Source organism: Eubacterium sp. ER2, assembly GCF_000765215.1.
In the GTDB taxonomy this organism is placed as follows: domain Bacteria; phylum Bacillota; class Clostridia; order Lachnospirales; family Lachnospiraceae; genus Claveliimonas; species Claveliimonas intestinigallinarum.
Window position 1 is genome coordinate 1 of record NZ_JPJE01000029.1, and the last position, 21,969, is coordinate 21,969.

Sequence of the window (21,969 nt, forward strand, 5' to 3'; positions counted from 1 at the left end):
AGAGAAATGCCCATCTCCATGGCTCATTCATCTGAGATAGTAACTTGAAAAACCTTTATTTTAAAGGAAAATCACTTGACAATATAGGGAGGGTGTATAATGTGATTACAACCAGGAAATGAAGCGACAAAAGAGGAGACGGGCATGGGGACAGAGGAGAGAAAGGTGAGAGAAATACGGGACGAGAAGAGAAACAATGTTTACGGGACAGCTGTGAGACGGGCTGTGGCGGGCATTGTCCTTTTCGCTGCGGCGTTTCTTCTTCTGTTTGCCGCCTCAGTATCCGGAGAGTTTGCCCAGTGGTACACGCTTCACGTCTACTCCTTTTTTGTGGCTACACTGGGTCGTTTTTTTGGCATATTCGCCTTCTCTGCGTCTGAGTTTATGCTGTATGTGCTGATCGCCTTTCTTGTGTGGCAGATCATAAAGACTGTGTACAGATGCCGGCGGGGAAAGAATGTGAGAGAGCCCCTGGCAGCCTTTTTCTCAGGGATCTTTCTGGCGGCCGGGATCTTATTCTTTCTCTATGCCGCTTTCTGCGGCGTGAACTATCACAGGAGCTCCTTCGCGCAGGAGACGGGGCTTACGTGGGAGGGGGCCACGGTGGAGGAACTGGAGGCAGTCTGTGAGGAGCTGACATCGGCGGTGAACCGGACAGGGCAGCAGGTAAAGCGGGATGAAAACGGGATCATGGTGCTGACAGAGGATGTGTCTGTCCACGCTGTGCGGGCAATGGAAAAGCTGGCACTGGAATACCCCTGCCTGGAGGGCTGCTATCCGCAGCCCAATGGCCTGGAATTTTCCTGGATCCTGTCCGTCCAGCAGCTGACAGGGATTTACTCGCCCTTTACGATAGAGGCAAATTACAATACGGATATGGTTGCCTATAACATTCCTTTTACAGCCTGCCATGAGCTGGCTCACCTGCGAGGATTCATGCAGGAGCAGGAAGCGAATTTTATAGGATATCTGGCCAGCACCCGGGCAGACAGCCTGGAGTTTAACTACAGCGGCTATATGCTGGGGTGGATCTACTGTACAAATGCGCTCTATGATGTGGATCCGGATGCCTACGAGGAAGTGCGAAGTGAGCTGTCGGAGGAAGCGGAGGCGGACCTGGAAGCCAACAGCAGGTTCTGGGGGAAGTATGACACGCCGGTGGCCGAGGTGTCGGACCAGATCAACGACAGTTATCTGAAGGCCAACGGGCAGGAGGACGGAGTAGCCAGCTATGACCGGATGGTGGAGATGATCCTTACATATTACAGAGAAGAAGGACATTTATAAAAAATACAGGAGGGATGACAGATGGAGACAGGAACAAGACTTACCGTGAGGGCCTACCACATATCCTCGTTGGAATACGGGGAAGAAAACCGGGTTACACTGGACGGGCATATGACAGTGTGTCCGTCTGTGGCGGAAAAGATCCGGGAGAAGGAACCGCTGATCAAGGACATTTCGATCCGGATCATCCGGCCCGACGAGCATGACCAGCACACCAACACGGTGATGGACGTTATCCCTCTCTCCGCGAAAGTGCTTGGAAAGGTGGGAGAGGGGATTACCCACACGTTGACGGGGGTGTATGTGATCCTGACAGGGGTGGATGAGGCCGGCCGGCAGGTGTGCAATTTTGGCGCCAGCGATGGGATCCTGCGGGACAAGATCGCGTGGGGCAGGCCCGGGACTCCCCTGGAGAGTGACCTTTTGATCTCCTTTGACGTGGTGCTGCGGGAGGGGACCTGGGCGGACCGGCCCGGTCCGGAGGCGATCCACAGAGCCTGCGATGTGTTCTGCCAGATCTTCCGGGAACAGATGAAGAAATTCAACGGGTACAAGTGCACGGAAAAGCACGTGTTCCAGGAGACCTATGAGCCGGGCCGCAAGGATGTGGTGATCGTCAAGGAAGTCTCCGGGCAGGGGGCTGTGTACGACACGAGGCTGTTTGGAAATGAGCCCTGCGGCTACGAGGGCGGACGCTCTGTCATTGATATGGGATGGATGCCGGTGGTGGTGACGCCCAACGAATTCCGTGACGGCATTATGCACGCAATGGACTAGGCGGGAGACCCTGGCGGAAAGGAGAGGAGACTATGGGTATAGGTACAAGCATGAAAGAGACCACGCTCCACTATTACAGAGATCCTCTGGTGGAGGTGCTGTCGGAGGACAGGGACGTCAACCTGAGGGGGATCGTGATTGTAGGATCCCCGGATAAGAACGAAGACAAATATCTTTCGGCGGAGAGAGTGGGTGTCTCACTGGAATGTATGCGGGTGGACGGCGCCATTTTCTCCTGCAATGGGATCGGGAATAATCATGTGGATTTTGCGCATGCTATTGAGGAGACGGAAAAGCGGGGCGTCCCCACGGCAGTCTTAAGCCAGTGCCCTGCAAAGGACTTTGTAGTCCAAAACGACCACCTGGACGGCGTGATCTGCTATTACAAAGCGCTGGACAGGATGGATCAGCCGGGAGATGAGACGAAAATGCTGGCAGAAAATACTGTGACAGAGACGGACGCCAGAAAAGCGCTTGCGCTTTTAAAACTGAAAATGCGCAAGTGGGAGGAAAAGGGATAAAAATAAAAAAATGCCTTGCAATTTACAGCGGAGTGTGATACGATATCTCACAGTCAGCTTGAGAGAGCTGACTGTCTATATCGTATCTGGCTCCGTGGTCAAGAGGTTAAGACATCGCCCTTTCACGGCGGTAACACGGGTTCGATTCCCGTCGGAGTCATGTATCAGGCGCAGTAGCCAAGTGGTAAGGCACAGGTCTGCAACACCTCGATTCACCGGTTCAAATCCGGTCTGCGCCTTTCAAATTTAAAGTGCTTCAAACTCTTTGTTTATAAGAGCTTGAAGCACTTTAAATTTGAGAAGAAGTTGTACGATTTTGTGTCAGGACAGGAAACGGGATACTTACTGCTTTACAATATTTCTTTTTTCTGTAGATAGTTGGTAATAAATTCATGAAATGTTTGAGCTTTTTGAACTTGTTACTCAGCATCCTGGCGGGAAGCAACGAAAAAATCTTCGTAGTCAGCATGTTCACGCATTTCAGAAGATGTTCGGATGATCTTCGATGCTTCTTTAGAAAAATCGCCTGTCTTAACATGGTATTGATTAAAATGGGCAATGACACCGCTATGCTTGCTGCTGTCAAATTCATCCAGGACATTTACTGCGCGCATACCGTGAAAAATAGAATAATAGGATCGGTTAAGAGCAAGCTTATATTTACCGGTTTCCAACATTGCTTTTGCGTTTTCTAGTTCTTCAGAGGATCTTTCATACCGGTATCTTGATAAATCTTTTATGCTGCCGGCCATAATACAATCCCTTCCTTTTTCACGTTTTTATAAAATGGCATTACATTTTCCCACTCTGCAAATTTATCATGATCAATAAGGAGCACGGAAAGGACTTTGTCATATTCTAATTCCAAGTCTACGACAAGATCTGTCATCTGTTCGTGCATCTCTTTGGTATATGATCTGACCAGGACAGCGATGTCAATATCTGATTCTTCTGTCTGAGTTCCTCTTGCCACAGAGCCATAGAGGATGATACTTGTAATTGAATCCTGAAAAATACGGACAAGTCCGGGGATTAATTTTTTCAGCAGATTTGTGTAATTTTCCATGGTGTGCCTCCTTTCTCCTGTTTGAAGTTATTGTACCTTATTTTAAGGACGAAATCAATCAAGTGAGAAAAGTTGAAGGAGCGGCATACAGAATTCAGGCGGAGAATTATGCTATCAGTTTCTTCTGCGTCCATTTTCCGCGGAAATAGCAGATGGCTCCGGCTGCGGATACAAGGATCCATGTGAGCCCCTCGGCCAGCCAGATTCCCCACTGTCCGATAAAGGGAATGGAGGTGAGAAGGAAGGCGCACCCCATTCTGCCAACGACTTCCAGGATCCCGCTGACAAGGGCGAACCCTGCGTTCCCGGCTCCGTTCAGAATGCCGCGGAAGACGTAGAGGAGTCCCCAGAAGACAAAAAACAGACTGATCAGCTTCAGGGCCTGGGCGCCGGTCTCAATGACCTGCCGGTCGGCCACAAACCATCCCATGAACATGTGACCACACAGGTACATGACAAGGACCATGAGGAGCGAAAATCCTACAGTGATCTGAATGCAGCACCGGGTGCCGGCGCGGACCCTGTCTGTGTTCCCTGCTCCCAGGTTCTGGGCTGTGTAGTTGGACAGGGCCGTGTTGGCGGCTATGTAGATCTGATTTACCAGATTTTCAATGCGGTTGGTGGCAGTGAAGACAGCCATGATCATGGTGCCGAAGGAGTTGATGACACTCTGGAGCATGACGCAGGAGAAGGCAATCATGGCGTTCTGCAGCGCCAGGGGGAGTCCGATGTGCATCATCCGCCGTATCAGGCCTGTATCCGGACGGAATTCCTCTTTTTTAATATGAAAATACGAGTTTGTCTTCAGGGAGAAGACAAGGCAGGCGCAGGCGGAGGAGAACTGGGCAATGGCCGTCGCCAGGGCGGCGCCCGCAACACCCATGTGGAATACCGTGACAAAGAGCAGGTCCAGCCCCACATTTAAAAGAGCGGCCAGAGCCAGAAAGATCAGAGGCGTCCGGCTGTCTCCCAGCGCTCTGAGGATGGAGGAGATGCCGTTGTAAAAGGCGACGGCCACGATCCCTCCGCTGGTGATCTGGAAATAGACGGCAGCATCCTGCATGATCTCCTCCGGTGTGCCAAGGAAGGTGAGAATTGGTCTGGCAAGCGTAAGGCCGATCAGTGTCAGCAAAATAGAAGCTGCCAGCAGGATGTACACAGAGCAGGCAATGCCTTTGCGCACTGTGCTGCCGTCACCAGCGCCGAAATACTGGGAGATCACGATCCCGATTCCGGCAGAAAGCCCGAGAAAAAGGGAAAACAGCAAATAGATAACAGAGGAGCAGGCGCCGATGGAAGCAAGGGCGTCCGCGCCGACAAATTTCCCCACGATAATGGAGTCCGCCATGGTGTAAAACTGCTGGAACAGACTTCCGATAAGAAGGGGAATAGAAAAAGACAGAAGAAGCTTGAACGGAGATCCTTTTGTCATATCCTGCATAAAGTTCATAGTAGATCATATCCTTTCCACGTGTTTTAAAAATATAAGTCCATTTGGATATTCCGCAAAAAATATATTATATGGAAGATAAAGGGAAAACAATGTATAATATGTTTATGATTAGCACAATCGGACACATATGTCAGAAGATACTATTCATGTCCGGGAAGAGCAGGGGGAAGAAATATGTCAGAGATCATTTCGCTGGAAGATATTTTAAAGCAGCTGTATGCCATATCGGGCATCCTCATCGACGTGTATGACCTGGAGGGGCATTCTGTTGCCAGGTATCCGGATACAGGCGCCTATTTTTGCAGCCTGGTGACCAGGAACTCCCAGGGATGTGAACGATGCGGCCGGGACAACAGAGAGGCTTTTGCAACGGTGCGGGAGGAGCACAAAGTACATATTTACCGGTGCCATATGGGGCTGTATGAGGCAGTGTTCCCCCTCTACCACTACGGGCGCCTGGCAGGGTATATGATGACCGGGCAGATGCTGGAAAAGCGGGAGGGAGCCGCGGAAGAGGTGATGCAGAAAGCCAGGCAGATGAACCTGGGGAGCGAGGAGGAGATAGCGGAGGGGGTGAAAAAGCTGGTGCGCATCGATCTGGAAGAGATCGGGGCTTTTGTGACCATGTGCAGGGTCTGTGCGGACTATATAGCCAACCATCATCAGTTCCCGGTCACTGCCACTGGAACGGCCAAAGAGATCATCCGCTATCTGGAAGAGCATTACAGGGAGGACATTACTCTGGAAGGGCTGTGCCGCTGGTTCGGGTACAGCAAGACAAGGCTGAACCAGCTGTTCCGCGAGTACACAGGCACCTCTGTGTACCGCTATCTCATGGGTGTGCGACTTACCAATGCATGCAGAAGCCTGAGAAATTCGGAAAAGTCCATCTATTCAGTTGCTTTGGAGAACGGATTTTCCAATCAGAATTATTTCTCCCGGCAGTTTAAAAAATATATCGGATGTACGCCCGGGGAATACAGAAGAAACCAGGAGAGGGAAGGCGGTCAGAAGGCATGAAAACAGAAAAAGGATTCTACAGAAATTTCTTTTCCATCTATATCATGCTGGTGCTCCAGAATGTGGTGACCATCAGTGTCAATCTGGCGGACAATGTGATGCTGGGAGGGTACAGTGAGGCCGCCCTCTCCGGCGTGGCGGCTGTGAACCAGATCCAGTTTGTCTATCAGCAGCTCCTTCTGGCTCTGGGGGACGGGCTTGTGATCTTCTGCAGCCAGTACTGGGGAAAACGGCAGACAGAGCCCATGCGGAAGATCTCCTCGGTGGCCATGCGGGCGGGACTGTTTATAGCAGTCGTTCTTTTTGCGGCGGTCAGCCTCTTTCCGCAGAGAGCGGTGGGGCTCTTTACCACGGAAGAGTCCATCATACGGGAGGGGACAGCCTATCTGGGGATCGTAAAATACACCTACGTCTTCTTCGCGGTGACTATCATCCTGCTGGCCACGCTGCGGAGCGTGGAGACGGTAAAGATCGCCTTCTGGCTGTCGGTCATGGCGTTCTGCGTCAATTGCTGTATCAATTATGTGCTGATCTACGGGAGATTCGGAGCGCCCGAGCTGGGGGCGAAAGGAGCGGCCATAGGGACGCTGGCGGCCAGGATCGCGGAGTGCGCTGTGCTCCTTGTCTATATAGCGAAAAAAGAAAAAAAGCTGCATTTGCAGCTGAAAGATTATTTCCGGGCGGACCGCCTGATGGCGGGAGACTATTTCCGGGTGTGCCTGCCCATGCTGGTGGTGCAGGGACTGTGGGGGCTCAACACAGCTCTGCAGACAGTCATATTGGGGCACATGAGCGCTGCTGCCATTGCGGCAAACAGCGCGGCGTCCACCCTGTTCCTGCTGGTGAAATCCATGTCTGTGGGGGCTTCCTCCACCGCATCGGTCATTGTGGGAAAGACTATCGGGACGGGCAACATCCCTCTTGTGAAGCATTACTCCTCCATCATGCAGAGGATGTTCGTGGTGATCGGCCTTGTGTCCGGCCTGCTCCTCTTTCTGATCCGCATCCCCGTTATGACGCTCTATGACCTGTCCCCGGAGGCGATGGAGATGATGAATACGTTCCTCATCATCCTGAGCGTGGTCTGTGTGGGTATGTCCTACCAGATGCCCACCAACAACGGCATCATCCGTGGCGGCGGCAATGCCATGTTCGTGGTGAAGATGGACCTGGTCAGCATCTGGATGATCGTCATCCCCCTGTCCTTTGCTATGGCTTTTGTGGTGAAGGCTTCTCCGGCGGTGGTGGTGTGCTGCCTCAACGCAGACCAGATATTTAAATGCGTGCCTGCCTTTCTGGAGTCCCACTACGGGAACTGGATACGGAAGCTTACGAGAGAGTAAACCCGCAGGACATATTGATGAAAACGATAAGTGGGATCATACATGTGAAAAAACGATTAGACGCCCAATTCCCTGCTTGATATACTTTCTTTGATACCAGAGAAAAAGGTATGGTAGGAGGTATACAATTATGAAAAAGAAACTGGTGAGCATGCTGCTCTGTGCTGCTATGGCAGCGACACTGACAGCAGGATGCGGCTCGGACAGCAGCGGTGAAAGCGGAGAGAAAAGCTCTTCATCCGGTGAAAGTAAGGAAATCACTTTTATGGCGCCTGACTGGGCAAACCCGGGAGATGAGCTGCTGGCAGAATTCACGGAGGAGACAGGTATCTCTGTCATTTTTAATGAGGTGAGCTGGGATGATATCCGGGATAAGGTGTCTATTGCGGCCAGCGGCGGAGAGGCAGCAGCTGACGTGATCGAGGTAGACTGGTCATGGGTAGGAGAGATGAACAGCGCGGGATGGCTGGAGCCTATCGAGATGACAGATGAGGACAAGGAGGACATGCCTACGCTTGAGACCTTTACCATTGATGGTGAGATACTTGCTGTGCCTTATGCAAATGATTACCGGATCGCCTACTATAATAAAGAGCATTTTGAGCAGGCTGGAATTACAGAAGTTCCTGAGACTTGGGATGAGGTATATGATGCTCTGAAAAAGATCAAAGAAGCAGGGATCGTAGAGTATCCCTACACAATGCCGATGAACGCGGATGAGTCTGCCACCACTTCCATGATGTGGATGGCCTTCTCAAGAAGTGGCCAGGTGTTCAATGATGACGATACACTGAATGAAGAAGCGGTCATGGATGCTCTGACATTTGAGAACCAGCTTGTGCAGGATGGATTTGTGGATCCAGCATCTATTTCTTTCAATGGCATGGATTGCTACCGCAAGATCACATCGGGCGAGGCCAGCTTTATGGTAGGTCCTACCAAGTTTGTGGGTATCAGCAATGATCCTGAGCAGTGCTCAGAGATCGGAAACATTGTTCCTATCCTTCTTCCGGGAACAGACGGAACATCTCCGCAGACAATGGCTCTTCCGGAAGCAGTTGGAATTACTTCCTTCTCAGAAAACAAAGAAGCAGCCCAGGAGTTCGTTAAATGGTACAGCTCAGCAGATGTCCAGAAGAGAATGTACGCAGTCAACAGTTCCATTCCGACAAGAAACTCAGTCTTGGCAGAAATGGTAGAAGATGGCACATTTGAAAATGCAGGGGCCATGCTGGACGAGGCAGACCTGATCAAGTCTGTTTTTCCCAATGGCGTTCCTTCCTACTATTCTGAGATGAGCAACACTATGTACAATAACATTAATCAGATGGTTCTCGGAGAGCAGACTCCCCAGGAGGCATTTGATGCGATGAATGCGAAAGTGAATGAATTAATTGAAAAGAAGTAAGATATTACCTTATGCATTACTGGCGCCCATTATTCTTATAATGGGCGTGTTGGTGTTTTATCCGACGATCATGACATTTTCATATAGCTTAAAGGAGATGAAGCTGACCAGCCCGGAGGACACAGACTTTGTGGGCCTGTCCAACTATGTGGATGTCCTTACTTCAGACTCTTTTATGTATAGCTTGCAAAATACTCTGTTCCTCCTTGTCGTAGTTGTTATCCTGACTACAGTCCTGGGGTTTGGTGTGGCTCTTCTGCTCAATGTGGATACAAAGATATCGGGGCTTTTGATGGCGCTGGCCGTCCTTCCCTGGGCGCTCCCGCCCATTGTGAATGGGATCATATGGCGTTTTATTTTTCATCCAGGATATGGTTTTATGAACAAGCTCCTTATCAGGCTGCATTTTATAGAAGAGCCCATTATGTGGCTGACAGACCGGTGGCTGCTTCTTCTGATCGTGGCTATCGTGGTGGCGTGGAGGAGTATTCCGTTCTGTGCGATCGTCTGTCTCTCGGGGCTGCACGCTATCCCGGAAGAACTCTATGAGGCAGCAAAGATAGACGGCGGCGGCAGGGTGACTGTCTTCCGATATATAACGGCACCGCTCATGATGCCTTTTATCGGTATTGGCATTACATCTGCATCGATCACGGCCATCAATATTTTTGACGAGATCGTAGCCCTTGCAGGGTACAAAGATCTGGGGAAAAATCTTCTGATCGAGAGTTATCTCACGACCTTCTCCTTTCTGGATTTTGGAAAGGGGAGCGCTCTTACTTATCTGATTATGCTGATGGCGGCCGTGCTTGGGTTCTTTTATCTTAGAAGTCTGAACAGGGAGGTGGAATTTTGAAGAAAAAAGTTTCTCCTCTCTACTGGGTGGCGGTGGTTATCTTTCTTGTTTTGACAGTGGGACCTTTTGTGTGGGCCTTCTCGATTTCTGTCACACCGGAGTATGAGATGTTTAAAAACACTATGAACATGTTCCCCAGCGAGATTACCTGGGATAACTATCTTACGCTGTTTGATTCTATCAGTCAGCAGCATATCCGGCTTTTCCGAGGGCTTGAGAACTCTCTGAAGGCAGTGGCGTGTACACTTGTCATCGGGATTCCTGTGGCTGCAGTCACAGCCTACACTCTGAGCAGGATGGAGTTCAGGGGGAAGAAGATCATCAAGAACGCGATCTTGATTACTATGGTCATTCCGGTGTTTGCGACTATCATTCCTCTATACAGGATGTTCTCGGCTATGGAACTGCTCAACAGCACTTTTTGGCTGAGCATGGTATATGCCAGCTCCTTTCTGCCTATGAGCATCTGGCTGATGAGCAATTACTTTTCGACGATACCCAGGGAATTAGAAGAAGCCGCCCTTGTGGACGGCTGCGGACGGCTAAGGACATTTTTCCGGATCATACTTCCGGTGTCCTATCCTATCATATGTGCCAGTATGCTCATTATGTTCCTGAGCGCCTGGAGTCAGTTTCAGATTCCCCTGATCCTGGCGTCGAATAATGACACAAAGCCGGCGGCCATTGTGGCCTCGGAGTTTATGACAAAAGACACAGTGCTTTACGGAATTACTGCTGCTGCGGGGATGCTGATCATTCTGCCGCCGGCCATTGCAGCGCTTGTCTTCCGGAAACTTCTCGTTAGAGGAATGACAGGGGGATCTATCAAGGGGTAAAAGATCATGCCAGATTGATAAAAGGAATCAGCAGATCTGTTTAAACACAGGAGGCATGGGAAATGCAGGATAATGCGAATTCCTGTGCCTTTTTCAGATCCTCCCGGTCCGGGTGAGTCATGGCGCAGTCAAAGTTTCGGATAAACCCGTCTACCTGCGGGGCGTTTTCGCTGGTGCGCATGTTCTCGTATTTCTGGCGGACCTGCATGGGCATCTTTCCCTGGCAGATGTAACAGCCCAGGTAGCGGCAGCTGCTGTTGATCCATGCGCTGACATTTTTCTCAATAAGGCTGTAGTATTCCGCGGATCTTCCCATGCCGCAGGTGCCGAAGAGGGCAATGTTCTTATTCTCCAGGGAGCTGAGCAGATCGCTCACCTCTATGCAGCAGGAGCCTCTGTGAACGCAGAAGCCGATAAAATAAGTGGAAGCCTCGGGGATGGGCTTGCCGCTGTCTATGTCGATCAGATCTCTGGAGCCCTCCGGCAGGGCGGAGAAGATGGCGGCAGCTACGCTCTTTGTGTTTCCGGACTGGCTGTTGTATAAAACTAAATAATCCAACATATGCACGTACCTTCTTTCATGATATCTTTATCAGCTCTTCTTGATGAACCGGGTCTGGCATTTGGGACAGCGGATCTCGATCTTGCCCTTGCCTTTCGGAACCCGGATCTTCTGCCGGCAGGTGGGACATTTGTAGATGTGGTGGGTCTTGCGCTGTGCCATCAGGTTCTTCTGGGTGGCGAACCAGGTGCGGATCCGGCGTGTCTTTGCCAGGTAGGCCTGGTTCTCGGCAGAGCGCCTGTAAATGTTCCTGGAAAACAGCCGGAAGTATGTGTAGATGATCAGAGCCCAGGAAAGGAGCGACAGGATGGCGCTCTCAAAGAAACCGGACAGGATCATCACGATAAGAGCAACGATCAGGGTTGCCTTTCCCAAAGAGTCAAAGCCGTAGCGTCCGGCCATAAATCGTATCAGTTTTTCTTTCATTTTCTCATCCTCCTATCTGCAATCATACTCGCACCGCCTGCAAAGTCAATAAACTGGAAATTAAAAATATATAAAATAATAGAAGCGCATCTTTTGATGTGTTATACTGGGAAAGAACAGGCATCGTGCAATGTGACGTGTGTTTATGAAGAAAAGGAGTTAAGACATTGAGCGAAAAGAAGCATTACCATAGAGGGAGAAGGCGCTCTTCCAGCCTGGCCGGGAGCCGCGGCAGCAGCCGGGAAAGGGCTGCGCGTCAGGTGGAGAGACGGCCGGAAGAAGATTGGGAGAACGAGTGGATCGATCTGGAGGAAGATGAGGATCTGCGAACACCGGACCAGGTTAAGGCTACAGGGAAGAGAAGAGCTGCTTCCGGAGGCAAAGCGGGCGCCGGGAAAAAGAAAGGGAAAACTCCCGGAAAGGGCGAGAAAAAGAATGGACGGAAGGGGCGCATGATCAGCAACATCATCCTTGTGGTGGCTGTCATCGTCTTCTGCGTGTCTGCCTTTCAGCTTTTTCACATTATCTCGGGGTATTACGAGGGACGCAAGGAGTACGACGAAGTGAAAGAGCTTGCTATCACGGAGGAGGAGTCTGAGGACGGAGAGAACCAGTTCACGGTGGATTTTGACACACTGATGGGGATCAATCCGGACACGGTGGGATGGATCCGCTTTGACCCGGAACCGGCCCAGATCAATTATCCCCTGGTCCAGACGGCGGACAACAGCACCTATCTGAATAAGACTTTTTCTGCCAGTGACAACACGGTGGGGGCTATTTTTGTAAATACGTACAATAACCCGGACTTTAATGACAGAAATACCATCATATACGGACACCGTATGAACGACAGTTCCATGTTCCACGACCTGGCCAAGTATGAGGAGCAGTCTTTCTGGGAGGCCAATCCCTACTTCTATATTTATACGCCGGACGGGCGTGAGATCACCTACCACATCTATGCGGCAGGGCAGGTGACGGAGACATCGGACACGTACCTGACGGACTTTGCCGATGATGCCGCCTACCAGGCTTTTCTGGACTATACGAAGGAGGCATCCGCCTACGACACAGGCGTGGAGGTGACTACCCAGGACACCGTGGTGACGCTGTCTACCTGTACCCGGGCCAGCGACGAGCACAGGATGGTAGTTGTGGGAGTGAAAGAAAGTGAAAAGCAGATTAATTAAATAAAAAGACAGGAGCATGAGGGAGGAAGAAAGATGACACCGTACACATACGAAGTGGGAGATATTGTCAGGATGAAAAAAAAGCATCCCTGCGGGAGCTTTGAGTGGGAGATCCTCCGGGTAGGGGCGGATTTCCGCCTGAAGTGTACAGGATGCGGGCACCAGATCATGATCGCGAGAAAACTTGTGGAGAAAAATACAAAAGATTTAAGGAAAAAAGCTTGAAATAAGCAAGACCATATGATATCATATTAACTCGTGATATATCAGTATCCGACCGGAAATCGTCCGGAAGGGTATCCTTGCTCCCGGCAGAAAGCCAGGGGCCAAAAGACCAGAAGGAGGTGCAAACTACATGAATAAGTATGAGTTAGCTGTTGTAGTCAATGCAAAGATCGAAGACGAAGAGAGAGCACAGGTCATCGAGAAAGTGAAAGACATGATCACTCGTTTCGGCGGCAATGTGACAGACGTTGATGAATGGGGTAAGAGAAGACTCGCTTACGAAATTCAGAAGATGAAAGAAGCTTATTACTATTTCGTCCACTTCGAAGCTGATGCTACAGTTCCAGGCGAGATCGAGCAGAGAATTCGCATCATGGATAACGTACTCAGATATTTATGCGTAAAACAAGAGGCATAGTATAAGAGAGGTAGAAGAATGAATAAAGTAATTTTGATGGGACGTTTGACGAGAGACCCGGAAGTGAGATACTCACAGGGAGAGAATCCGCTGGCCATCGCCAGATTTACACTGGCTGTAGACCGCCGGTTCAAGCGTGACGGAGAGCAGAGCGCAGATTTTATTTCCTGCGTTGCTTTCGGAAAACAGGCTGAGCATGCGGAGAGATACTACAGACAGGGACTGAAGATCGTTGTCTGCGGACGGATCCAGACGGGCAGCTACACCAACAGGGACGGCGTGAAGGTATACACAACAGAGGTTGTAGTGGAAGAACAGGAATTTGCCGAGAGCAAAGCTGCAAGCGATGCACATGCAGGCGGTTTCCAGTCAGCTCCCCAACCGGCACCAGCCGCACCGGCCGGTGACGGCTTCATGAATATTCCAGATGGAATAGACGAAGAATTACCGTTTAATTAAGGACATATTGTGTATAGAAAGGAGAGACCATCATGGCTTTCGAGAAAGGAAATCGTCCTGAAGGCGGCTTCAAGAGAAGAGGCGGCGGACGCAGAAGAAAAAAAGTTTGCGTGTTCTGTGGAAAAGAGAACAATGAGATCGATTACAAGGATGTAGCAAAGTTAAGAAAATATATCTCTGAGAGAGGAAAGATTCTTCCCAGAAGAATTACAGGAAACTGTGCAAAACATCAGAGAGCTCTGACAGTAGCTATCAAGAGAGCAAGACATATCGCTTTAATGCCATATGTTCAGGACTAATCTGTAGGGTGAAATGCCGGGCGGCAGATGGAAATTCCATCTGCCGCTCTTTTATTCCTATAGAATTTCGTGGAGTTGGTTGTGCGCAGAGGCTCCAGCATCTATAATGAAAGAAAATATGATGTTAGAAGGGGGAAGGTGATGAAGAAACGGACAGTGCTGCCAGCGTTGGCGTTCTCGCTGGCAGTGGTTCTGACAGTGGGGTGCCAAGGTTTCTCTGGGGAGACTGGTACTGGACAGGAGAGAGGTGCGGGACAATCGGAAGAGATGCAGGGAGAGACATGGAGAAAAGTGCAGGAAGGGGAACAGACAGGTCGGGCGCAAATTATAAAGGAATCTCCCAGTGACGAAAAATCCTGGGAATATTTTACATATTCCTTATCCGGAAATATGGCGGTGATAGACAAGACGCTCTATTATATAAGCGATTTGGATATGGCCCGGATGAAGGTGGATCTGACTGTTGACAGCCCTGAGGCAGAGCCGGTAGGGTACGGAGAAATCGTGGCTGTAAAGGCGGGAGGAGACATTCTATATATGGTTAGGGATGATGGCTGCCTTATCCTCTACGATACGGTGTGCCAGACAGAAATTTCCACTCTCTTCCCAGGATACCAGATACCGATGGAAGATACGAGCGATATATGTCTATGTACAGCAGATGACACGGGTGTATATTTTACCGTGGATGAAAGGAAATTCATGCATGTGAAATCTGACGGAAGCGTGGAGGAACTCAGGGGATTTGACGAACCTCAGACCGTAAGACTTGCAGCGGTGGATGGCAGTGTTTTTTATTATGATAAGTGGGCGGAAGATGGGAGATATGATACCGGTACGCCATACTACCTCTGGAATGGAAGAATTCTTTTTTCGTCTGGAGGCTTCCTATATTCGGTAAACGTGGATGATACAGGGGATGAGAAAAGTACAGAAATTTCTGGCAATAACTGTACACTTATGGGAGAATATATTTATTACGTGGATTCAGGAGACAGAGGACTGTACACGGTTGACCTCTCCACTATGGAAACTAAGAAGGCGGATGATTCCTATCACGCATGGGGAGGAGTTATGGTGGCAGTGGGAGATAGTCTCCTGATCCACAGGACGGAGGCGAGAGATGTAAATGCCATGTCCCAGGGAGAGTGGGAGGAAAAAATCTACTACTTTTCCCCGGAAGACTTATAGTACTTCATACGACTACAGGAGGTATAAAAATGGTAAACACAGATAGGTTGGAAGAGAAGGCCCCCATCGTGGGGAGCTTGCGGAAAGCAGAGGAAGTGACCTGGATCAACCCGCTGCTTGAGAGTACAGAGGAGGCTATGAGAAAGATCGATCTGACTATGGAGGATGTGCGGGATGCCGAGGCGCGGCTGGAGAGGTTTGCGCCCTTTATCCGCCGGGCCTTCCCGGAGACGGAGAAGGACGGGGGACTGATCGAGTCGCCGGTCCGGGAGATCAGCGGCATGAAGGAGGAGATGAACAGCCGGCAGGCGGCAGGGCTTCGAGGGAGGCTCCTTTTGAAGATGGACTCGGATCTGGCAGTGGCCGGCTCGGTGAAAGCCCGGGGCGGGATCTATGAGATCCTGAAACATGCAGAGGAGCTGGCCATCAGGGAAGGCATGCTGGAGGAAGGGCAGAGTTATGAAGTCTTTGCCCGGGAGCCCTTCCGGGAATTTTTTTCTCAGTATGCCGTGCATGTAGGATCCACCGGTAATCTGGGCCTGTCCATTGGGATCATCAGCGCGGCCTTGGGATTCAGGGTGTACGTCCACATGTCCCAGGATGCGAAGCAGTGGAAAAAAGACCTGCTCCGCTCCAAGGGCGTACAGGTCATCGAGTATGCCGGGGACTACGGAGCGGCGGTGAAAAAGGGCCGGGAGGAGGCCATGAGAGATCCTGCCAGCTATTTTGTGGACGATGAAAATTCTGTCAGCCTGTTTCTGGGCTACGCGGTGTCTGCGCTGCGGCTGCAGAGACAGCTGGAGGCGGCAGGTGTCAAAGTGGACGGGGAGCATCCGCTCTTTGTTTACATTCCCTGCGGGGTGGGCGGCGCGCCGGGAGGGATCACTTTTGGCCTGAAGCTGATCTACGGGGATCACGTGCATGTCTTTTATGCGGAGCCTGTCCAGGCCTGCTGCATGATCCTTGGCATGACTACAGGCCTTCACAATGAGATCTGCGTCCAAGATATCGGCCTTTCCGGCATGACAGAGGCGGACGGGCTGGCTGTGGGAAGACCGTCAAAGTTTGTGGGCAAGACAGTGGAACACCTGCTGAGCGGTGAGGTGACGGTACAGGATGACCGGCTCTATGTGTATATGAAAGAACTGCTGGACCGGGAAGGGATCTTTATAGAGCCCAGCTCCTGCGCGGCTTTTGCGGGGCCGGCCAGGATAGAAAAAGAGGAGGTCTGTCGGGCTTATCTCAAGGAGCAGGGACTTGAGGAGAGGATGGAACAGGCGGCGCACCTTGTCTGGGCCACAGGCGGCTCCCTTGTTCCTGCGGATGTGAGGGCAGAATATGTGAAAAAAGCAGAGGAGAAGAGACCATGAAAACATTAGGCTACTATAACGGAAAATATGGCGAGCTGGAGGAGATGACGGTTCCTATGAACGACAGGGTGTGCTGGTTCGGGGATGGCGTCTACGATGCGGGGCCGGCCAGGAACTATAAGATCTTTGCTATTGACGAGCACGTGGACCGGTTTTTCAACAGCGCAGGGCTGCTGGATATCCAGGTACCGGTGACAAAAGAGGAGCTGAAAGAGATCCTCCAGGAGATGGTGAACAAGATGGACAGGGGCAACCTGTTTGTCTACTATCAGGTGACACGGGGAACAGGGATACGCAATCATGTATTTACCGAGGGCCCCGGAAATCTGTGGATCACGCTGCGGCCTGCGGAGATCTCAGACGGGGAGAAGCCCATCAAGCTGATCACCACAGAGGACACCCGCTTTTTACACTGCAATATCAAGACGCTGAACCTGATCCCTTCCTGCATGGCATCAGAGAAGGCGCGAAAAGCAGGATGCCAGGAGGCGGTCTTCTACAGGCCGGGCGGACGAGTGACAGAGTGTGCCCACAGCAATGTGCACATTATCAGGGATGGGAAGTTGGTGACAGCGCCGGCAGACAACCTGATCCTTCCGGGGATCGCGAGAGCTCATCTGATCAGGATGTGCGAGAGACTGGGGATCCCGGTCAGCGAGACACCCTACACGCTGGAAGACCTGTTCAGCGCCCAGGAAGTCATTGTGACCAGCTCCAGCAATCTCTGCCTGCATGCGGATGAGATTGACGGCAGGCCGGTGGGAGGGAAGAACCGGGAACTTCTAGAAAAGCTCCGGACAGCCCTTCTGGAAGAATTCTATGAAGCGACAAAAGAGGAGTAAGGATATGCGGAAACAATTTATTATGATTATGACAGACACGCAGCGGCTGGATATGGTCAGCTGCTATGAGAATGCGGGGATCTCAACCCCCTGTCTGGATGCGCTGGCCAGGGAGGGAGTAAAGTTTAACAAGGCGTACACCGTGCAGCCTGTGTGCGGCCCGGCCAGGAGCGCCCTGTTCACCGGCCAGTATCCCTGTGTCAATGGTTCCTACGCCAATTCCCTAGCACTTGGGGACAATGTAAAGACCATCGGCCAGCGCCTGTCCGACAAGGGGATTGCCACAGGGTATGTGGGAAAATGGCATCTGGACGGAGGCGATTACTTTGGACTTGGCGTGTGTCCCGAGGGGTGGGATCCGGATTACTGGTACGACATGCGCAATTATCTGGATGAACTGTCGGAGGAGGATCGCAGAAAGTCCAGGGACAGCCAGACGATGTACAGAGAGTCATGGCCTCTTGAGAAGACCTATGCCTACCGCTGTTCCCAGCGGGCCATCGACTATATCAGGAAGCACAAAGACGAGGACTTTTTCTTGGTTCTCAGCTACGATGAGCCCCATGACCCGTCCCTGTGCCCGGAACCTTTTGCCAGTATGTATGAGGATTTCTGCCTGCCCAAAAAAGAAAACGTGTGGGATACGCTGGAAGAGAAACCGCCCCACCAGCAGGCCTGGAGCGGACCCCGCAGACACCAGGACAGAGACGCCCTCACCATCCGCATGAAGGAGCTTTTCGGGTGCAACAGTTTTGTGGACAGTGAGATCGGCCGGGTGGCCGGGGCTGCCAGGGAGATCCTGGGGGATGACTTTACGCTTCTCTATACAAGCGACCACGGAGATATGGCCCAGTCCCACTGTCTCTACGCAAAAGGGCCTGCAGCCTACGAGGAGATCGCCCACATCCCCTTTATCCTGTGGGGGCAGGGATCCGGGGAGATAGACACGCCGGTGTCCCACATCGATGTGGCTGCCACTGTGTGGGATTTCTTCGGCTTCCAGAAGCCGATGATGCTCCAGGGTGAGAGTCTTCTTCCTCTTGTGCGGAACGGGGAATGTCCGGACCGCCGGGATGTATTTGTGGAATTCGGCCGCTATGAGATCGACCATGACGGCTTTGGGGGCTGGCAGCCGCTCCGGTGCATTTTCGACGGGCGGTACAAGCTGGTGATCAACCTGCTGTCCGAAGATGAATTTTATGATCTGGAGAAAGATCCGGGTGAAATGCACAACGGTATCTGTGACGAAGAGACTGCCAGCATCCGCGACGACATGATGAAGAGACTGCTGGAACACATGAATGAGATACGAGATCCCTTCCGAGGATACTGGTGGGAGCAGCGGCCCTGGTACACTCACGCTGCCGCACCTTCTTGGGACTACACAGGTTTTACCAGGCAGAGGGAAGAGCTGGACTACGAAGTGCCGCAGCTTGACTACAACACTGGCCTGGAGCCGGACAGCCTGGTTCGCAGAAAATAGAGAACGGATGCGCGCAAAACCTCCTGTCAACTGCCCGGAATGACTTGAGAAAAGGGGCAAAATGAGATAAGATATACAAAGAAAAAATGACGAGGAAGGTGCATGTATGTATTCATATACAGAACTGAGAAAAGAACATCCGGAATTTATTTATCGCGGATATGAGATAGAAGAGAGTGCAGACAAGGTGGGGATCGTCTATGATTTTGAGATCCCCGGGCTTGCCTCCTTTCACCCCACCTGGGAGTTCCCGAAGAAGCGGGGAGAGCAGAGGTGCTTTAAGGAGAACGGCACATTTCAGAAGCTGGTCTTTTCCCTGGGTATGGTGGAGCTGATCAGCTACTGGAAGACAGCCTGCCCCCCTGTGGTCAAGGTGGAGGCGGGAAGCCTGACAGAGGAGCAGTGTGAATGGTGGAAGGATCTGTATTTTAACGGGCTTGGAGAATTCTACTATACAAACGGCATCCAGGAGAACCAGGAGGACTTTATGGAGATCCGGTCTCTGGGCGGAGATGTCGAGGGGGCTGAGCAGCCTCTGAGCCGGGAGGCGGAAGGCTTCCTGATCCCTGTGGGAGGCGGCAAAGACTCGGCTGTGACCCTGTCTCTTCTGGAAGGGGAGAAGGAAAAGAACTGTTGCTATATCATCAATCCCCGGGGCGCTACCTTAAAGACGGTGGAGAGAGCCGGATATGGTGAAGACCAGCTGGTGACTGTAAAGCGGACCCTGGACAAGAACATGCTGGAGCTGAACCGCCAGGGCTATTTAAACGGGCATACGCCCTACTCCGCCATTGTGGCTTTTTCTTCTACAATAGCAGCCTACATGAGTGGGCTGAGGTACATCGCCCTGTCCAACGAGTCCAGTGCCAATGAGAGCACAGTGGAGGGGAGCACCGTGAACCACCAGTACTCCAAGAGCTTCCGCTTTGAGAAGGCCTTCCACGACTACGAGGCGGCGCATATAGGAAGCGGGACTTACTATTTCAGTATGCTGCGTCCTTTAAGCGAATTTCAGATCGCCCGGTATTTTGCCCGGTGCCGCCAGTTCCACGACATTTTCCGCAGCTGCAACGCCGGCAGCAAGGAGGACAAGTGGTGCGGACACTGTCCCAAGTGCCTCTTTGTCTGCCTGATCCTGTCTCCCTTCCTGACAAGGGAGGAGATCATCGCCATCTTTGGGCGGGATATGCTGGATGACCCGGATATGCTGGAGGATTTCCGCAAGCTCACGGGGATGGAAAAAGAGAAACCATTTGAATGCGTGGGCAGCAGGGATGAGGTGAACGCAGCCGTATCCCTCACCATTGACAAACTGGAAAAAGAAGGACAGGCTCTGCCGGAGCTTTTTGCATACTATAAAAATTCCGGCCTCTACAGGAAAGAGGACCCGGAAAACCGACGTTTCTTTACTTACTTTGACGGGGAAAATCTTCTGCCGCCGTCCTGTCTTGCTCTGATAAAGGAAAAGTGTTTATAAAGGGGGAGACAAAAGGATGCTGAAGAAGATACGTCAGACGATAGAAGGTAAGAAAGTGCTGATCCTGGGATTTGGAAGAGAGGGAAGATCCAGTCTGCGGTTGGTCTGCAAAGCCGGCGGCTGGGAGAGACTGGCCGTGTCAGACTTAAGGAAGGTGGACCCGTCCAGGGAGGCCGGCGGAAACAAGGTGGAGCTGTTCACCGGCGAACACTACCTGGACAGGGAGCTTCTGGACTCCTTTGACATTGTGTTCAAGACCCCGGGCATCGTCCTGCCGGAGGAGCCGAAAGTCTACCGGTGCCGGTTCGTGTCCCAGACAGAGCTCTTCATCGAGAGGTTCCGGGACCAGATCGTGGGGATCACCGGGACAAAGGGGAAGAGCACCACGTCCTCCCTTTTGTACCATATCCTGAAGGAGACGGGGGAGGATACCGTGCTTGCGGGAAATATCGGGATCCCCGTGTTCGACATCGCGGAGGATATTATGCCGGGGGAGGTCATCGTGCTGGAGCTCTCCTGCCACCAGCTGGAGCACATCCAGGTGTCCCCCCGCATCGCGGTTCTTCTCAACCTGTACGAGGAGCATCTGGACCACTACGGAACCATGGCAAAATACGTCCGGGCCAAGCAGAACATCTACGCCTGGCAGCGGGAGGGGGACATCCTCTTCTGCAATGTGGACGTACTGCCCGGGAAGGAGATAGAGGGAGCCGGAAAGGAGAGCGCCTGCGTGCCCTGCCGGGGCGAGATCATCTCCGCCGTTATGGTGCCGGAGGGCGAAAAAGCCCGGGGCGCCGGGGACATCGAGGTGGCCGGGAACGCGGTCCGTTACAGGGGCAGCGGCCTGCGGATCCCGGAGGAGGGCATCTCTCTGTTCGGGCGGCACAACTACTTTGACATCGGCGTGGTCTACGGGATCTGCAAGGAGTTTTCCGTGACAGACGAGAAATTCCTGAAGGCCCTGCGCACCTTCCAGACCCTTCCCCACAGGCTTCAGTACCTTGGCGTGAAGGAGGGACTGCGCTTCTACGACGACTCCATCTCCACCATCGGGGAGACCACCATCCAGGCTCTGGAGAGCGTGAAGAATGTGGACAGCATCCTGATCGGCGGGATGGACCGGGGCGTGGATTACAGCCAGCTGGAGGAGTATCTGACGGGCAGCAGCGTGCGCCATATCATCCTCATGGAGGCCACGGGAAAGAGGATTTACAGGGAGATCAAAGAAAAGTATCCCACCCTGTTTGCCAGCGGAAGGCTGGCTCTGACAGAGCACCTGGAGGAGGCTGTGGATCTGGCCAGGGAGCTGGGGGAGGAGGGCGGCGCCTGCGTGCTGTCGCCGGCGGCCGCCAGCTACGGGATATTCAAAAATTTTGAAGAGCGCGGAGAGTATTTCAGACAATATATTTTCGGGCAGGAGGGCCGGCAGGCGGCCCGCTGACCGGATCGGAAAAAGA

At 52.0% G+C, this 21,969-nt stretch carries 24 protein-coding genes and 2 tRNA genes; 21 read left to right on the plus strand and 5 right to left on the minus strand.

Annotated features, from left to right (window positions below):
* The first annotated feature begins 144 nt into the window (after positions 1 to 144).
* The 5 genes from NI21_RS0110625 (at position 145) to NI21_RS0110645 (ending at position 2,824) form a co-directional block, all read left to right on the plus strand.
* Positions 145 to 1,287, plus strand: a complete 1,143-nt coding sequence (locus tag NI21_RS0110625; protein WP_081958045.1) for a DUF3810 domain-containing protein — start codon at positions 145 to 147, stop codon at positions 1,285 to 1,287.
* A gap of 21 nt (positions 1,288 to 1,308) precedes the next feature.
* Positions 1,309 to 2,064 carry a proline reductase cluster protein PrdD gene (prdD, locus tag NI21_RS0110630; protein ID WP_033126203.1) on the plus strand — a complete coding sequence of 252 codons (756 nt, stop codon included), beginning with the start codon at positions 1,309 to 1,311 and terminating at the stop codon, positions 2,062 to 2,064.
* A gap of 32 nt (positions 2,065 to 2,096) precedes the next feature.
* On the plus strand, positions 2,097 to 2,585 hold the full coding sequence (locus NI21_RS0110635) for a glycine/sarcosine/betaine reductase component B subunit (RefSeq protein ID WP_033126204.1): 489 nt from the start codon (positions 2,097 to 2,099) through the stop codon (positions 2,583 to 2,585).
* Between the two features lie 88 nt (positions 2,586 to 2,673).
* Positions 2,674 to 2,745: transfer RNA gene (locus tag NI21_RS0110640), tRNA-Glu, on the plus strand.
* Between the two features lie 7 nt (positions 2,746 to 2,752).
* Positions 2,753 to 2,824 (plus strand) — tRNA-Cys (locus NI21_RS0110645).
* Between the two features lie 180 nt (positions 2,825 to 3,004).
* Here the strand turns inward: NI21_RS0110645 and NI21_RS15885 are convergent.
* The 3 genes from NI21_RS15885 to NI21_RS0110660 form a co-directional block, all read right to left on the minus strand.
* A complete protein-coding gene (locus NI21_RS15885; RefSeq protein ID WP_052084059.1) occupies positions 3,005 to 3,337 on the minus strand; it encodes a HEPN domain-containing protein in 333 nt (110 codons plus the stop codon).
* Positions 3,322 to 3,651, minus strand: coding sequence for a nucleotidyltransferase domain-containing protein (locus NI21_RS0110655; protein WP_033126205.1), 330 nt, complete (start codon positions 3,649 to 3,651; stop codon positions 3,322 to 3,324). Before NI21_RS0110655 ends, NI21_RS15885 begins: the two co-directional genes overlap by 16 nt.
* A gap of 106 nt (positions 3,652 to 3,757) precedes the next feature.
* On the minus strand, positions 3,758 to 5,101 hold the full coding sequence (locus tag NI21_RS0110660; RefSeq protein WP_033126206.1) for an MATE family efflux transporter: 1,344 nt from the start codon (positions 5,099 to 5,101) through the stop codon (positions 3,758 to 3,760).
* Positions 5,102 to 5,278: 177 nt separating this feature from the next.
* Between NI21_RS0110660 and NI21_RS16105 the strand changes: the two genes are divergently transcribed.
* The 5 genes from NI21_RS16105 (at position 5,279) to NI21_RS0110685 (ending at position 10,567) form a co-directional block, all read left to right on the plus strand.
* Positions 5,279 to 6,124, plus strand: a complete 846-nt coding sequence (locus NI21_RS16105; RefSeq protein WP_052084060.1) for a PocR ligand-binding domain-containing protein — start codon at positions 5,279 to 5,281, stop codon at positions 6,122 to 6,124.
* Complete coding sequence (locus NI21_RS0110670) at positions 6,121 to 7,467, plus strand: MATE family efflux transporter (protein ID WP_033126207.1); 1,347 nt, start codon at positions 6,121 to 6,123, stop codon at positions 7,465 to 7,467. Before NI21_RS16105 ends, NI21_RS0110670 begins: the two co-directional genes overlap by 4 nt.
* A 130-nt stretch (positions 7,468 to 7,597) precedes the next feature.
* The gene (locus NI21_RS0110675; RefSeq protein ID WP_033126208.1) at positions 7,598 to 8,875 is read left to right on the plus strand and encodes a sugar ABC transporter substrate-binding protein; all 1,278 of its coding nucleotides are present in this window, start codon (positions 7,598 to 7,600) and stop codon (positions 8,873 to 8,875) included.
* A 70-nt stretch (positions 8,876 to 8,945) separates the two neighbouring features.
* Positions 8,946 to 9,731 carry a sugar ABC transporter permease gene (locus NI21_RS0110680; protein WP_330601314.1) on the plus strand — a complete coding sequence of 262 codons (786 nt, stop codon included), beginning with the start codon at positions 8,946 to 8,948 and terminating at the stop codon, positions 9,729 to 9,731.
* Positions 9,728 to 10,567, plus strand: a complete 840-nt coding sequence (locus NI21_RS0110685; protein ID WP_033126210.1) for a carbohydrate ABC transporter permease — start codon at positions 9,728 to 9,730, stop codon at positions 10,565 to 10,567. The genes NI21_RS0110680 and NI21_RS0110685 overlap by 4 nt, the downstream gene beginning before the upstream one ends.
* A gap of 40 nt (positions 10,568 to 10,607) precedes the next feature.
* Here the strand turns inward: NI21_RS0110685 and bilS are convergent, their stop codons facing one another.
* Together bilS and NI21_RS0110695 are read right to left on the minus strand one after the other, a co-directional pair.
* On the minus strand, positions 10,608 to 11,129 hold the full coding sequence (bilS, locus tag NI21_RS0110690; protein ID WP_052084062.1) for a flavodoxin family protein BilS: 522 nt from the start codon (positions 11,127 to 11,129) through the stop codon (positions 10,608 to 10,610).
* A gap of 30 nt (positions 11,130 to 11,159) precedes the next feature.
* Complete coding sequence (locus NI21_RS0110695; RefSeq protein WP_033126211.1) at positions 11,160 to 11,555, minus strand: Zn-finger containing protein; 396 nt, start codon at positions 11,553 to 11,555, stop codon at positions 11,160 to 11,162.
* A 167-nt stretch (positions 11,556 to 11,722) separates the two neighbouring features.
* Between NI21_RS0110695 and srtB the strand changes: the two genes are divergently transcribed.
* The 11 genes from srtB to murD all read left to right on the plus strand — a co-directional run bounded on the left by srtB (position 11,723) and on the right by murD (position 21,953).
* On the plus strand, positions 11,723 to 12,748 hold the full coding sequence (gene srtB / locus NI21_RS0110700; RefSeq protein ID WP_369792798.1) for a class B sortase: 1,026 nt from the start codon (positions 11,723 to 11,725) through the stop codon (positions 12,746 to 12,748).
* 33 nt (positions 12,749 to 12,781) lie between these two features.
* Positions 12,782 to 12,973, plus strand: coding sequence for a DUF951 domain-containing protein (locus NI21_RS0110705; protein WP_033126212.1), 192 nt, complete (start codon positions 12,782 to 12,784; stop codon positions 12,971 to 12,973).
* Positions 12,974 to 13,103: 130 nt separating this feature from the next.
* On the plus strand, positions 13,104 to 13,391 hold the full coding sequence (gene rpsF / locus NI21_RS0110710; protein WP_033126213.1) for a 30S ribosomal protein S6: 288 nt from the start codon (positions 13,104 to 13,106) through the stop codon (positions 13,389 to 13,391).
* An 18-nt stretch (positions 13,392 to 13,409) separates the two neighbouring features.
* Positions 13,410 to 13,850, plus strand: a complete 441-nt coding sequence (locus tag NI21_RS0110715) for a single-stranded DNA-binding protein (RefSeq protein ID WP_033126214.1) — start codon at positions 13,410 to 13,412, stop codon at positions 13,848 to 13,850.
* A gap of 32 nt (positions 13,851 to 13,882) precedes the next feature.
* Positions 13,883 to 14,149, plus strand: a complete 267-nt coding sequence (gene rpsR / locus NI21_RS0110720; protein ID WP_033126215.1) for a 30S ribosomal protein S18 — start codon at positions 13,883 to 13,885, stop codon at positions 14,147 to 14,149.
* A 141-nt stretch (positions 14,150 to 14,290) separates the two neighbouring features.
* Positions 14,291 to 15,340 carry a hypothetical protein gene (locus NI21_RS0110725; RefSeq protein ID WP_147581189.1) on the plus strand — a complete coding sequence of 350 codons (1,050 nt, stop codon included), beginning with the start codon at positions 14,291 to 14,293 and terminating at the stop codon, positions 15,338 to 15,340.
* 29 nt (positions 15,341 to 15,369) lie between these two features.
* A complete protein-coding gene (locus NI21_RS0110730) occupies positions 15,370 to 16,710 on the plus strand; it encodes a D-serine ammonia-lyase (RefSeq protein ID WP_033126217.1) in 1,341 nt (446 codons plus the stop codon).
* On the plus strand, positions 16,707 to 17,552 hold the full coding sequence (locus NI21_RS0110735; RefSeq protein WP_033126218.1) for an aminotransferase class IV: 846 nt from the start codon (positions 16,707 to 16,709) through the stop codon (positions 17,550 to 17,552). The genes NI21_RS0110730 and NI21_RS0110735 overlap by 4 nt, the downstream gene beginning before the upstream one ends.
* Positions 17,553 to 17,556: 4 nt before the next feature.
* Positions 17,557 to 19,035 (plus strand): sulfatase-like hydrolase/transferase, encoded by a 1,479-nt coding sequence (locus tag NI21_RS0110740; RefSeq protein ID WP_033126219.1) that lies wholly within the window; start codon positions 17,557 to 17,559, stop codon positions 19,033 to 19,035.
* 106 nt (positions 19,036 to 19,141) lie between these two features.
* Positions 19,142 to 20,512: a hypothetical protein gene (locus tag NI21_RS0110745; protein ID WP_033126220.1), complete on the plus strand. Its 1,371-nt coding sequence runs from the start codon at positions 19,142 to 19,144 to the stop codon at positions 20,510 to 20,512.
* 16 nt (positions 20,513 to 20,528) lie between these two features.
* Positions 20,529 to 21,953 (plus strand): UDP-N-acetylmuramoyl-L-alanine--D-glutamate ligase, encoded by a 1,425-nt coding sequence (murD, locus tag NI21_RS0110750; RefSeq protein ID WP_033126221.1) that lies wholly within the window; start codon positions 20,529 to 20,531, stop codon positions 21,951 to 21,953.
* Positions 21,954 to 21,969: the final 16 nt, after the last annotated feature.

What these genes read in the sequence shown, in the direction of transcription:
- murD (WP_033126221.1), top strand. Translation starts at nt 20,529, where the DNA reads ATGCTGAAGAAGATACGTCAGACGATAGAAGGTAAGAAAGTGCTGATC.
- rpsF (WP_033126213.1), top strand. Translation starts at nt 13,104, where the DNA reads ATGAATAAGTATGAGTTAGCTGTTGTAGTCAATGCAAAGATCGAAGAC.
- NI21_RS0110705 (WP_033126212.1), top strand. Translation starts at nt 12,782, where the DNA reads ATGACACCGTACACATACGAAGTGGGAGATATTGTCAGGATGAAAAAA.
- NI21_RS0110730 (WP_033126217.1), top strand. Translation starts at nt 15,370, where the DNA reads ATGGTAAACACAGATAGGTTGGAAGAGAAGGCCCCCATCGTGGGGAGC.
- NI21_RS0110680 (WP_330601314.1), top strand. Translation starts at nt 8,946, where the DNA reads ATGACATTTTCATATAGCTTAAAGGAGATGAAGCTGACCAGCCCGGAG.
- rpsR (WP_033126215.1), top strand. Translation starts at nt 13,883, where the DNA reads ATGGCTTTCGAGAAAGGAAATCGTCCTGAAGGCGGCTTCAAGAGAAGA.
- NI21_RS16105 (WP_052084060.1), top strand. Translation starts at nt 5,279, where the DNA reads ATGTCAGAGATCATTTCGCTGGAAGATATTTTAAAGCAGCTGTATGCC.
- NI21_RS0110740 (WP_033126219.1), top strand. Translation starts at nt 17,557, where the DNA reads ATGCGGAAACAATTTATTATGATTATGACAGACACGCAGCGGCTGGAT.
- NI21_RS0110675 (WP_033126208.1), top strand. Translation starts at nt 7,598, where the DNA reads ATGAAAAAGAAACTGGTGAGCATGCTGCTCTGTGCTGCTATGGCAGCG.
- NI21_RS0110715 (WP_033126214.1), top strand. Translation starts at nt 13,410, where the DNA reads ATGAATAAAGTAATTTTGATGGGACGTTTGACGAGAGACCCGGAAGTG.
- NI21_RS15885 (WP_052084059.1), bottom strand. Translation starts at nt 3,337, where the DNA reads ATGGCCGGCAGCATAAAAGATTTATCAAGATACCGGTATGAAAGATCC.
- NI21_RS0110625 (WP_081958045.1), top strand. Translation starts at nt 145, where the DNA reads ATGGGGACAGAGGAGAGAAAGGTGAGAGAAATACGGGACGAGAAGAGA.
- NI21_RS0110735 (WP_033126218.1), top strand. Translation starts at nt 16,707, where the DNA reads ATGAAAACATTAGGCTACTATAACGGAAAATATGGCGAGCTGGAGGAG.
- prdD (WP_033126203.1), top strand. Translation starts at nt 1,309, where the DNA reads ATGGAGACAGGAACAAGACTTACCGTGAGGGCCTACCACATATCCTCG.
- NI21_RS0110745 (WP_033126220.1), top strand. Translation starts at nt 19,142, where the DNA reads ATGTATTCATATACAGAACTGAGAAAAGAACATCCGGAATTTATTTAT.
- NI21_RS0110655 (WP_033126205.1), bottom strand. Translation starts at nt 3,651, where the DNA reads ATGGAAAATTACACAAATCTGCTGAAAAAATTAATCCCCGGACTTGTC.
- NI21_RS0110660 (WP_033126206.1), bottom strand. Translation starts at nt 5,101, where the DNA reads ATGAACTTTATGCAGGATATGACAAAAGGATCTCCGTTCAAGCTTCTT.
- NI21_RS0110670 (WP_033126207.1), top strand. Translation starts at nt 6,121, where the DNA reads ATGAAAACAGAAAAAGGATTCTACAGAAATTTCTTTTCCATCTATATC.
- NI21_RS0110725 (WP_147581189.1), top strand. Translation starts at nt 14,291, where the DNA reads ATGAAGAAACGGACAGTGCTGCCAGCGTTGGCGTTCTCGCTGGCAGTG.
- NI21_RS0110635 (WP_033126204.1), top strand. Translation starts at nt 2,097, where the DNA reads ATGGGTATAGGTACAAGCATGAAAGAGACCACGCTCCACTATTACAGA.
- bilS (WP_052084062.1), bottom strand. Translation starts at nt 11,129, where the DNA reads ATGTTGGATTATTTAGTTTTATACAACAGCCAGTCCGGAAACACAAAG.
- NI21_RS0110695 (WP_033126211.1), bottom strand. Translation starts at nt 11,555, where the DNA reads ATGAAAGAAAAACTGATACGATTTATGGCCGGACGCTACGGCTTTGAC.